Source organism: Lysobacter sp. 22409, assembly GCF_052045105.1.
Taxonomy (GTDB): domain Bacteria; phylum Pseudomonadota; class Gammaproteobacteria; order Xanthomonadales; family Xanthomonadaceae; genus Lysobacter; species Lysobacter antibioticus_B.
This window is the reverse complement of record NZ_JBQEOE010000081.1, coordinates 1-8,973: the sequence shown is the minus strand read 5'-3', so window position 1 is coordinate 8,973 and position 8,973 is coordinate 1. Positions and strand designations below refer to the sequence as shown.

10 protein-coding genes are annotated in these 8,973 nt (G+C 67.7%); 5 read left to right on the top strand and 5 right to left on the bottom strand.

Going from position 1 to position 8,973, the window contains the following annotated elements:
- Window positions 1-50: 50 nt before the first annotated feature.
- Window positions 51-401, bottom strand: coding sequence for a GFA family protein (locus tag ACTJJK_RS22655; protein ID WP_031372886.1), 351 nt, complete (start codon window positions 399-401; stop codon window positions 51-53).
- A 115-nt stretch (window positions 402-516) separates the two neighbouring features.
- Between ACTJJK_RS22655 and ACTJJK_RS22650 the strand changes: the two genes are divergently transcribed.
- The 3 genes from ACTJJK_RS22650 to ACTJJK_RS22640 all read left to right on the top strand — a co-directional run bounded on the left by ACTJJK_RS22650 (window position 517) and on the right by ACTJJK_RS22640 (window position 3,084).
- On the top strand, window positions 517-936 hold the full coding sequence (locus tag ACTJJK_RS22650) for a VOC family protein (RefSeq protein ID WP_031372885.1): 420 nt from the start codon (window positions 517-519) through the stop codon (window positions 934-936).
- Window positions 933-1,835, top strand: coding sequence for a DUF72 domain-containing protein (locus tag ACTJJK_RS22645; RefSeq protein WP_440731313.1), 903 nt, complete (start codon window positions 933-935; stop codon window positions 1,833-1,835). Before ACTJJK_RS22650 ends, ACTJJK_RS22645 begins: the two co-directional genes overlap by 4 nt.
- Window positions 1,836-2,121: 286 nt before the next feature.
- A complete protein-coding gene (locus tag ACTJJK_RS22640) occupies window positions 2,122-3,084 on the top strand; it encodes an aldo/keto reductase (protein ID WP_440731312.1) in 963 nt (320 codons plus the stop codon).
- A 162-nt stretch (window positions 3,085-3,246) separates the two neighbouring features.
- Here the strand turns inward: ACTJJK_RS22640 and ACTJJK_RS22635 are convergent, their stop codons facing one another.
- A complete protein-coding gene (locus ACTJJK_RS22635) occupies window positions 3,247-3,903 on the bottom strand; it encodes an NAD(P)-dependent oxidoreductase (RefSeq protein ID WP_440731311.1) in 657 nt (218 codons plus the stop codon).
- Window positions 3,904-3,986: 83 nt separating this feature from the next.
- On the opposite strand from ACTJJK_RS22635, the gene ACTJJK_RS22630 reads away from it, so the two are divergent.
- Window positions 3,987-4,895 (top strand): LysR family transcriptional regulator, encoded by a 909-nt coding sequence (locus ACTJJK_RS22630; protein ID WP_440731310.1) that lies wholly within the window; start codon window positions 3,987-3,989, stop codon window positions 4,893-4,895.
- A 74-nt stretch (window positions 4,896-4,969) separates the two neighbouring features.
- Here the strand turns inward: ACTJJK_RS22630 and ACTJJK_RS22625 are convergent, their stop codons facing one another.
- The 3 genes from ACTJJK_RS22625 to ACTJJK_RS22615 form a co-directional block, all read right to left on the bottom strand.
- Window positions 4,970-5,866 (bottom strand): cyclase family protein, encoded by an 897-nt coding sequence (locus ACTJJK_RS22625; protein WP_440731309.1) that lies wholly within the window; start codon window positions 5,864-5,866, stop codon window positions 4,970-4,972.
- Window positions 5,867-6,231: 365 nt separating this feature from the next.
- Window positions 6,232-7,170, bottom strand: a complete 939-nt coding sequence (locus tag ACTJJK_RS22620; RefSeq protein WP_081931052.1) for a DMT family transporter — start codon at window positions 7,168-7,170, stop codon at window positions 6,232-6,234.
- Window positions 7,171-7,455: 285 nt separating this feature from the next.
- Window positions 7,456-7,752, bottom strand: a complete 297-nt coding sequence (locus tag ACTJJK_RS22615; protein ID WP_440731308.1) for a cupin domain-containing protein — start codon at window positions 7,750-7,752, stop codon at window positions 7,456-7,458.
- A 137-nt stretch (window positions 7,753-7,889) separates the two neighbouring features.
- Between ACTJJK_RS22615 and ACTJJK_RS22610 the strand changes: the two genes are divergently transcribed.
- Window positions 7,890-8,774, top strand: coding sequence for a LysR substrate-binding domain-containing protein (locus tag ACTJJK_RS22610; RefSeq protein ID WP_036149103.1), 885 nt, complete (start codon window positions 7,890-7,892; stop codon window positions 8,772-8,774).
- The last annotated feature ends 199 nt before the right edge of the window (window positions 8,775-8,973 follow it).

The window sequence follows — 8,973 nt, the reverse complement described above, 5'->3', positions numbered from 1 at the left end:
CGACCACGAACCATCCGCTACGGCGTCGCTCACGCAACGCCGGCCTCGACTCAAAAACTGCGCCCGTCCACCGGCACGACTTTGACCGAGGCCAGATCGACCCCTTCCAGGCAACGCACGTTGATCGCCGTCATCAGCGTACCGTCGGGCATGCTGCCCTGGCTGAAGGAGGAAATGCCGCAGTGCTTGCAGAAATGATGATCGATGCTGTTCTTGTTGAAGTGATACAGGCCCAGATCGGCCGGATCGGTCTTCAACACGAACGAGGCCCGCGGCACGAACCACAACAGCCCGCCGCGCCGCTGGCACATCGAACAATTGCAATCGATGGCCTGGTCGATCTCGCCTTCCACTTCGTAAGCGACCTTGCCGCAGTGGCAGCCGCCGGAATACTTGGTCATCGCATGCTCCCGCCGCGGTGCGGCGTCCGTGAAGACACGAGGATAACGCCGCCGCGCTATGCTCGTCGCCCTAAATCCGACACCCCGCGCCGCCAACACGCCAACGGAGCGCCTCATGGACTCGATCGTCGGCAGCACCATCATCCCGTCCCTGCGTTACCGCAACGCGCCCGCCGCGATCGAATGGCTGTGCCGCGCGTTCGGTTTCGAGAAACACGCCGTCTACGCCGACGGCGATACCGTGCACCATGCCCAGCTGACCTACGGGCCGGGCATGATCATGCTCGGCTCGGTCGACGACAGCAGCGAATGGGGCCGGCGCATCGTCCAACCCGATGAGATCGGCGGGCGCGAGACTCAGGCCTGCTCGGTGGTCGTCAGCGACGCCGACGAGCACTATGCGCAGGCGCGCGCGGCCGGCGCCGAGATCGTGGTCGAGATCGCCGACCAGGACTACGGTGGACGCGCCTACACCTGCCGCGACCTCGAAGGCCGACTGTGGTGGTTCGGCACCTACAACCCGTGGAACCTATGAATCGCAAACGCAGCAGCGACTCCGCACCCGGCGATCTGTTCGCCGCTCCCGCCGCCCCGGCTTCGACCGCGGCCGGCGATTTCGGCGCCGGCCCCGGCCCGGTCGAGGGTATCCGCGCCGGCATCGGCGGCTGGACCTTCGTGCCCTGGCGCAACAACTTCTATCCGGACAAGCTGGTGCAGCGGCGCGAGCTCGAGTTCGCCAGCCGCCAGCTCAGCAGCATCGAGATCAACGGCACCTACTACAGCGCGCAGAAGCCGGCGACCTATGCGAAGTGGGCGGCGGAGACGCCGGAACATTTCGTGTTCTCGCTGAAGGCGCCGGGCCGCATCACCCAGGGCGGCGCCCTGGCCAAGGCCGGCAACGGCGCGAAGGCCTTCATCGACGGCGGCTTGGGCGAATTCGGCCAGCGGCTCGGGCCGATCCTATGGCAGCTTACGCCGAACCGCGTGTTCGACCGCGACGACATCGCGGCGTTTCTGGACAACCTGCCGCGCACGCTCGACGGCCGCGCACTCAAGCACGTACTGGAAGTCCGCCATCCGAGCTTCCTCGACGAGGCCTATGTGCGGCTGGCGCGCGAGCACCGCATGGCCACGGTATTCACCGACTCAGACGAATACCCCTCCTTGGCCGACGTCACCGGCGATTTCGTCTACGCCCGGCTGATGCGTTCGCGCAGCGAAGTGGCGGCAGGCTATCCCGAGGCCGAGCTGGATGACTGGAAGCAACGCGCGCAGGCCTGGGCGCAAGGTCGAGATCGGCCCGAGCTGCCGCATGTCGCCGCGCCCGTCGAGGGCGGCAAGCCGCGCGAAGTCTTCGTCTATTTCATCAGCGCCGCGAAGGAACGCAACCCGGCCGCGGCGATGCGTTTGCTGGAGAAGCTCGGAGCACGTTGAGGCCAGTCGTTGCGTCGCGTCGCGGCGACGCCGGCTTACGGGGCGTAGCGCCGGCTTTCGAAACATCGCGGTCGCGGCTCGCGCCGCTCCTACCCTGGAACGCGGCTTTAAGGGTAGGAGCGACGCAAATCGCGACCGCATTCGTTCCGATCGCGCCGATACCCACCCCCGCTGACTCCCTGCCCGTCACGCAACGCCTCGCCGGCGAGGATTCGGTGCCACAATCGCTCCACGGTCGCCCGCCACGCAGGCGACCACCGCACCGATCCCACAGCGAGCCTCCGCCATGGCCAGTCGTCGCGATTTCCTCGGCACCGTCTCCCTCGCCGCCACCGGCCTCGCACTCGCGCCGCTGGCCGCATGCAGCGACGAATCGCCGCCCGCCGCGGCTGCAACAGCACCGGCCGAAACGCCGTTCTCCGGGACCCTGCTCAAGCGCACGATTCCCGCGACCGGCGAATCCATCCCGGTGATCGGCATGGGCACCTCGGGCAGCTTCGAGGTCGGCACGGACGCGGCATCGCGTGCGCCCCTGCGCGAAGTGCTGAAACGTTTCGTCGATGCCGGCGCCCGCGTCATCGACACCGCGCCGACCTATTCCAGCGCCGAGGACGTGCTCGGCGATCTCGTGGCCGAAGCCAAGCTGCGCGAGCGCCTGTTCCTCGCCACCAAGCTGTCCGGCGTCAGCGGCCGCGACGAAGGCCTGGCGCAGTTCGAAGCCTCGCTGCGGCGCCTGCGCACCGATCGCATCGACCTGCTGCAGGTGCACAACCTGGGCGACACCCGCACCCAGCTCGCGCTTGCGCGCGAACTGAAGCAGCAAGGCAAGGTGCGCCTGGTCGGCCTGACCCATTACCGCGAACAAGCGCAGGCGCAACTCGCGCAAGACATGCGCGCGTTCAAGCCCGACTTCGTCCAGATCAATTATTCGCCGGTCTCGCGCGCTGCCGAACGCACGGTGTTTCCGCTCGCGCGCGAGTTGGGTATCGCGGTGATGATCAACCGCGCCTTCGAGGACGGCCGTTTGTTTTCGCAGGTCAAGGGCAAACCGCTGCCGCCCTGGGCGTCCGAGGTCGGCGCCGATTCCTGGGCGCAGTTGTTCCTCAAGTTCGTCCTCAGCGAAGCGGCGGTGACGGTGGTGATTCCGGCGACGTCCAAGCCCAAGAACCAGACCGACAACCTCAAGGCCGGCGTCGGCCCTGTGCTCGATGCGAAACAACGCGAAGCCCTGGTCGCGGCGATCGGCTGAGAGCCCGTGCACGGCGCCACTGGCCGCTCCCTTTGTAGGAGCGGCGTAAGCCGCGACCGCAGGGTCAGGCACTCGCGCCGTAGCGATCAGTTGAAATGACCGTGCACGACGAAGGGCGCGACAGCCTCGCTATCGCGCCCTTCGTTCTATCGCACGCAACGATCAGTAAGCGACGGTGAAGCGCTTGCGCGAATGCGCCGGCTGCTCCAGTTCGTCGATCAGCGCGACCGCATAATCCTGCACCGAGATGCTGCTCTCGCCCTTGTCGTCGACCAGCAACTGATCGCCGCCGACGCGGTAACGGCCGCTGCGCTCGCCCGGCACCAGGTGCGCGGCCGGCGACAGAAAGCTCCAGTCCAGGCTCTTCTCCTCGCGCAGCGTGTTGAGCACCGTGCGCATGGCTTCGGCGCCGTCGCGGTACTCGGCCGGGAAACCGGGCTGGTCGAGCACCTGCTGGCCCGGCGCGATCTCCAGGCTGCCGGCGCCGCCGACCACGAGCAGACGCGGCACGCCGGCCTGCTTCAGGCCTTCGACGATCCGGGTATAGCCGGCGACGGTGTCGCGGCCGACGTTCGGGTTCTTCCAGCCGCCGGCGTTGTACGAGGCGATCACCGCGTCGTGGCCGCGGCTGAGTTCGGCCACGGTCGCGGACGCCGTCGCCTCGCCGTCGATGCTGGCCGGCTTCGCGGTCAGGCCGTCGTGCGCCTGCAGCGACGAGGTGTCGCGGGCGACCGCGGTGACGCGGTGGCCGCGCTGCAGGGCTTCTTGGAGCAGGGCGCGGCCGACGTAACCGGTGGCGCCGATCAGGACGATATTCATCGGGGACTCCCGTAGTGGATTGGACGGGATATAGTTTGCTGACTTACAGACTCCGCGATAATCCGGCCCAGGACGCTATCACCATGAAGCTGGACTTCACGATAGATCGGCTCAAACGTATGGCCTTGTTCGCCCGGGTGGTCGAACTGGGCTCGATGAGCGCGGCCGCCCGCGAACTCGACATGACCCCCTCGGCGGTCAGCCAGCAGCTGCGCCAGCTCGAAGCCGAGACCGGCGTGGTACTGCTGCATCGCTCCACCCGCAAGCTGACCACGACCGAGATTGGCCAGGCTTATTACGAAGACTGCGCAGCGATGCTGCACGCCGCGCGCAGCGCCGACGGCCGCCTCGGCGACCTGCGCGACGAACCGCGCGGCGAGTTGCGCATCGCCGCGCCGATCGGCTTCGCCGCGCATCTGGCGCCCGCACTCGCACCGTTGATGCGCGCCTATCCCGAACTGTCGCTGCGGATCTTCGCCGACGACCGCCAGATCGACCTGATCGCCGAGCGCATCGACCTGGCGATCCGGGTCGGCCGGCTCGCCGACTCCAACCTGATCGCGCGGCGCATGGCCGAGTGGCGGCATCTGCTGCTGGCCTCGCCGGCGTATGCGCAGACCCACGGCCTGCCGCGCACGCCGGAGGAACTCGCCGGTCACTCGATGCTGATCCTCAGCGTGATGAACCAACCCGAGTACGTCGAGATGCATCGCGACGGCGAACCCTCGCGGCGGGTGCGGATCGGCGGGCGCATCGTCGGCAACAACGCCGAGACCCTCAAGCAGATGATGCTGCAGGGGCTCGGCATCGTCCGCCTGCCCGAGCCGGATGCGACGCCGGTGTTGGCCGATGGCCGCGCCGTGCATGTATTGCCGGAATGGACGATGGCGCCGCTCGGCGTCTATGCGGTGACCGCACAGCGCGATTCGCAACCGGCCAAGGTGCGCATGGCGATCGCGGCCTTGCAGGACTATCTGGGATCGCAGCGGTAGCGAGCGCGTGCCCGTATCCGCGCTGCAGGCACCTTCTCCCGCATGCGGGAGAAGGAGAGCGAAGCCCGGGCCCCTCAGCCGACGATCTTCGCCAAGGCCCGCACCGGGAATGTGCCCATGCCCTTCACCTTCGGCGGCACCGCGCTGAAGCTGAAGCCTTCGTCGGGCAGCGCGGCGAGGTTGCGCAGGTGCTCGACGATCAGGATGCCGGCGCCGAGCAGGGTCGAATGCACCGGACGCGTCTTGCCGCGGGTGTCGTCGATGTTCATCGAATCGATGCCGACCAGCTTCACCCCGCAATCGCGCAGCCACACCGCCGCGTCTTCGGTCAGGAAGGGATGGCCGTCGGCATAGACCGGCGTGGCGAAGTGCCGGTCCCAACCGGTGTGCACCAACACCGCGCGGCCGCGCAGTTCCAGGTCGCGGAAGTAGGCGACATCGATCGCCTTTACCGACGGGTCGATGCGCACCACGATCGCGTCGAGATCGGCGCAGTCTTCCGCGCGGATCTGCGACAGGTCGGCGCCGTGCTCGTAACGATGCGAGGGGCAGTCGATGTAGGTGCCGGTGTTGGCGACCATGTCGATGCGGCCGATATGGAACTGCGTACCCTCGGCGTAGATCTCGCGCGAGGATTCGCGGCTGAGGTAATCGCAGATATACGCGGCCGGCATGCCCGGATAGGTGACCAGGCCGTCCTCGATGGTGTGGCTGAGGTCGATATAACGCGTCGCGCCGTGCTCCAGGCCGCCGGCCTTGCGCTTGTGCGCTTCGATCAGGATTTGCTTGTTGAGGATGCGCGCCGGCCCGACCATCAGCAGGCGCAAGTCGCGCACGATGTAGTCGACCAGTTCGGCATCGCTGATGTCGTCGCCCTCGATGTCGAGGCGAAACCCCTGGCCCTGCAGGCCGCCGCCGTTGCTGAACTCGATTTCGAAATCGAACTGGACGCGATGCTGGATGGAATTCAAGCGAATCTCCGAGAGGCGGGTGTGATGGAAGACTGCGATGGGGGAAGCGACGAGGATTTGCTGCAATGGATGGGTGATGCGAACGGATGATGCGATGGCGGCTTATGCGACCGATTCATCCATGGCAGCGCCCTGCGACGCTCTTGCTCGTCATCCCCGCGAAGGCGGGGATCCAGGGCTTTATCGCGACGGAACGCTGAAGTTTCTCGACCCCTGCCTTCGCGGGGATGACGGCTTGGAGTCTAGCGACTGACGAAAGGCCCGTAGCGACCGATCGCCGTGTTCTACGACAGGCGCATGAAGTCTCGCGAAAACGAGGCTCGGAGGCAGCCCCCATCCGCCGGCCGTTCTGCATCGCGCGATGCTTACTTCGCCGCCCTTTGGCTCAGCGCGACGCTGCCGAGGATCAACAGCGCGGCGATCAGCATGGTGCCGGTCAGCGGCTCGCCGAGCAGCATCCAGCCCCAGGCCACGCCGAACAGCGGCACCAGGTAGGTCACCGCAACCGCGCGGCCGGCGCCGATGCGCTGGATCAGGCGGTAGTACATGACGAAGGCGATGCCGGTGCAAAGCACGCCGAGCAAGGCCGCCGACAGCCAGGACTTGGCCGGGATCGCATGGGTCGGCCACTGCGCGATCGCGAACGGCAGGGTCAACAGCGCCGAAGTGCCCAGGGTCGCCGCAGCGACCGCCGCGGCCGGCAAGCCGGTAAGTTGGCGGCGCACCAAGTTGGCGCCGATGCCGTACAGGAAGGCGGCGGTACAACCGGCCGCGACCGCCCAGCCGATGCTCGCGCCGGCGGTCTTGCCGCTGGCCAGCACCACCACGCCGGCGAACCCGGCGAACAAGGCGACCGCGCGTTGCATGCCGATCTTCTCGCCGAAGAACAGGAACCCGACCAGCGCGGTGAACAGCACCGCCATCGAATTGGTGATCGCGCCGATGCCGGCCGGCGCGCGTTGCGCGGCCCAGGCGAACAGCACGAACGGCACCGCCGAATTGATCACGCCGATCAAGGCGAGCTTGGCCCAGATCGCGCCCTTGAACGATTCGCGCGCCTTCCACAGGAACGGCAACAGGATCAGCGCGCCGAGGCCCAGCCGCATTTCCACCAGCGGCAGCGCGCCGAAGTCCTTCGCCGCCACGCGCATGAACAGGAACGACGAACCCCAGATCGCACCGAGCACGGTCAGCTCCAGCGGCGTGCGCCAGGCGGCGCGCTCGGAGTCCGAATGGGTGGCCACGGCAGCCGGGGCTGCGGGGCAGTTGCAAGCTACGTTGGCGGCGAGTTCGGGGGAACGCATGCGCTAAGTCCTCGAAAACGGCGGCCGCGCGATGCGGGCGCCTGCGGGGGAACACGGCCGCACCCGGCCTCGCGGCGGCGCGGTGGGCGCAGCGGCGACGGACGCCGTTGCGCGATACGGACAACCGAGGCCGGCCATGGCCAAGCGCCATCGAGCACAGGGCCCGATCGCAGTATCGGTACGTGGCCCAGATGCGGATATCCGAATTCGATCAGCCGGATCTAATCAAGAACCGATCCGATCAATAACGAATCGAGTGCCGCGCCGGCTCCGCCGGCAGCTCGCTCAGACGTCCAGAATCGCCAGCGTGCCGCGGCTGCCCGGCGCGACCCCGTGGGCCACACCCGCGGGCACCACATAGAGCTGCCCGGCCCCGACTTCGACGATCGCACCGCCGATGCTCAGACGCATCTCGCCGTCGAGCACCAGCAGGCCCTCGGCGAAATCGTGCGTCTCTTCCGCGTAAGCGCCGGCGTCCATCCGCACCAGCTTGAAGTTGGCGCCGCCGAAACGTCCGACCACGGTCGAGCGCCAGGCGGCGGGCAGTTCGGCGGAGGTCGCAAGCAGGTCGATGAGGCTCATACGCAGGCACTGGCGGGTGGGTCGCGGCGGGTCGTGACAACAATCTGGCTCTTCCCTGACGCCTATTTTGACTGGCCCGCCAGCCGAGACAAGCGCATACTTTGGCGCTCAGGCACAAATATGATTTGAGGCTGATCATGGCATTGCGGGCAGACTGGTTACCGGCCCTGGCGGCCTTCGAAGCGGCCGCGCGGCATCAGAATTTCGCCCACGCCGCTGAAGAGCTGCATTTGACCGCCAGCGCGGTCAGTCATCACGTGCGCAAGCTCGAAAGCCGGCTCGGCGTGAGCCTGTTCCAGCGCCATGCGCGCGGCGTCGCCCTGACCCCTCAAGGGCGCCAGCTCGCCGACTCGGCCGGCACCGCCCTGGCCGACATGGACGGCGTGCTGCGCAGCCTGCGGGTCAGCCGCGAGGAGACCGACCGGGTGCGCGTCACCACCCTGCATTCGCTGGCCTACACCTGGCTGCTGCCGCGGCTGAGCGAGTTCACCAGCGCGAACCCGAAGATATTGCTCAGCCTCGACACCGAGATCGCGTTGGCGCGATTCGACGAAGGCGGCCCCGACCTCGGCATCCGCCACGGCGCCGGCCATTGGCCCGGGCTGACCGCGCATCATCTGATGGACGACGCCTTGTTCCCGGTCGCTTCGCCGAACATGCCCGGCATCGAGCGGATCACCGAACCGGCGCAGATCGCCGACCTGCCGCTGATCGCCGACCACGCCCGCCAGGGCTGGCACGACTGGTTCCGCGCCGCGGACGTACACGGCCGCAAGCTGGAGGAGCGCTACACCTTCAGCGACACCACCGACGCCATGATGGCCGCCGCCCACGGCATCGGCGTGGCCCTGGCGCGCGAACAGATCGCCGTGCCCTATCTGCGCTCCGGCCAGCTGGTGCGCCTGCCCGGCCCGTCGATGCCGGCGCGCTGGGGCTATTACGCGATCTACCCCGCCCACCGCCGCCTGCGCCCGGCGGCGCAGAGCTTTCTCGATTGGTTGTTGGCGGTGAAGAAGGATTGAGGCGCGCGGGATGGCGTGCATCGTCGCTGCCGCCGCTTTTGGGTAGGAGCGGCGCGAGCCGCGACCGCGAAAACGTTGCGCTGCGAAAGCACGAAGCATCTGCGTGTTTGCCGCTTCGAGTAGTCGCACCGGGCTCGATCTTCGACCCGCCCCCTGTCGCGACTCGCGTCGCTCCTACCCCTTGCTGCGCGGCTCCTGG

Coding starts and splice junctions, on each gene's coding strand:
- ACTJJK_RS22615 (WP_440731308.1), bottom strand. CDS start 7,752: ATGAGCCTCATCGACCTGCTTGCGACCTCCGCCGAACTGCCCGCCGCC.
- ACTJJK_RS22640 (WP_440731312.1), top strand. CDS start 2,122: ATGGCCAGTCGTCGCGATTTCCTCGGCACCGTCTCCCTCGCCGCCACC.
- ACTJJK_RS22650 (WP_031372885.1), top strand. CDS start 517: ATGGACTCGATCGTCGGCAGCACCATCATCCCGTCCCTGCGTTACCGC.
- ACTJJK_RS22610 (WP_036149103.1), top strand. CDS start 7,890: ATGGCATTGCGGGCAGACTGGTTACCGGCCCTGGCGGCCTTCGAAGCG.
- ACTJJK_RS22620 (WP_081931052.1), bottom strand. CDS start 7,170: ATGCGTTCCCCCGAACTCGCCGCCAACGTAGCTTGCAACTGCCCCGCA.
- ACTJJK_RS22655 (WP_031372886.1), bottom strand. CDS start 401: ATGACCAAGTATTCCGGCGGCTGCCACTGCGGCAAGGTCGCTTACGAA.
- ACTJJK_RS22630 (WP_440731310.1), top strand. CDS start 3,987: ATGAAGCTGGACTTCACGATAGATCGGCTCAAACGTATGGCCTTGTTC.
- ACTJJK_RS22635 (WP_440731311.1), bottom strand. CDS start 3,903: ATGAATATCGTCCTGATCGGCGCCACCGGTTACGTCGGCCGCGCCCTG.
- ACTJJK_RS22645 (WP_440731313.1), top strand. CDS start 933: ATGAATCGCAAACGCAGCAGCGACTCCGCACCCGGCGATCTGTTCGCC.